Raw genomic sequence first — 916 nt, 5'->3', positions numbered from 1 at the left:
ACAACCTTAAAGGCATCACTGGCAGCAGTTTCTATTGGTAGCGTTGTACGTATAGCCGATGAATATACTCAAACTGCAGCGCGTATTTCCCAGGCCACTAAAAGTACTGAAGAGTACGATATGGTGCAGAAGCACTTATACAATACAGCCAATGGTACTTTTCGTTCATTAAAAGAAGCCCAGGAAGTTTATCTTTCCACATCGGGCGGCTTACAAGAATTAGGCTATAACACCCAACAGGTTTTAGCTATTTCAGATTCTTTATCCTATTCATTTGTACATAATGCGACTTCTGTAGATAAAGCACAGTCGGCTATGGATGCCTATGGCAAGATTTTGGATAAAGGTAAGGTTGAAGCAGATGCCTGGTTCAGCTTGATGGTAGCTGCACCGAACATTTTAAATGATGTATCTAAGGCTACTGGTAAAAGTACGGCCGAGATTCGTAAACTGGGTGCTGATGGTAAGCTGGCAGCGACAGATCTGCACAAAGGTTTATTACTTGGTGCTGATGGTAACAAAGCTTTGGCCGATGCCATGGTCAATAGTGCGGCTGATGGTGCTCAGAAACTATCAAATGCTATTTCCCGAGTCGTTGGTGAACTTAACCGTGGTACCGGTGCAACGGGTGTCTTTGCTGATAGTTTAGGAATTGTTGCAGATAACATTGATTTAGTTGTTGGCGGCGGAATGGTTGTGGCAGGGTATATAGCTGGAACCTATATACCAGTAATAGCTTTAAGTGCAAAAACAACTGTGACTGACACAATTGCAAAAGTTGCAAATTATACTGCTGCAAAAAATAAAGCAGTTTCTGATTATAACGTTGCCAGATCTAGTCTAGCTGCTACAGCTGCAATGGCTCAATCTATGGGGGCAACGAATGCACAAACCGTTGCAATGGTTGCGAATGCTA

Annotated in this window: 1 protein-coding gene; it reads left to right on the top strand. The window is 42.8% G+C overall.

All coding sequences use genetic code 11. The features are described from left to right. A partial coding sequence (locus ACNPNW_RS05970; RefSeq protein ID WP_448766707.1) for a tape measure protein occupies positions 1-916 on the top strand: 916 nt, incomplete at both ends.

The sequence above is a fragment of the Acinetobacter endophylla genome, assembly GCF_053543775.1.
This window is presented reverse-complemented; position numbering and strand designations above follow the sequence as displayed.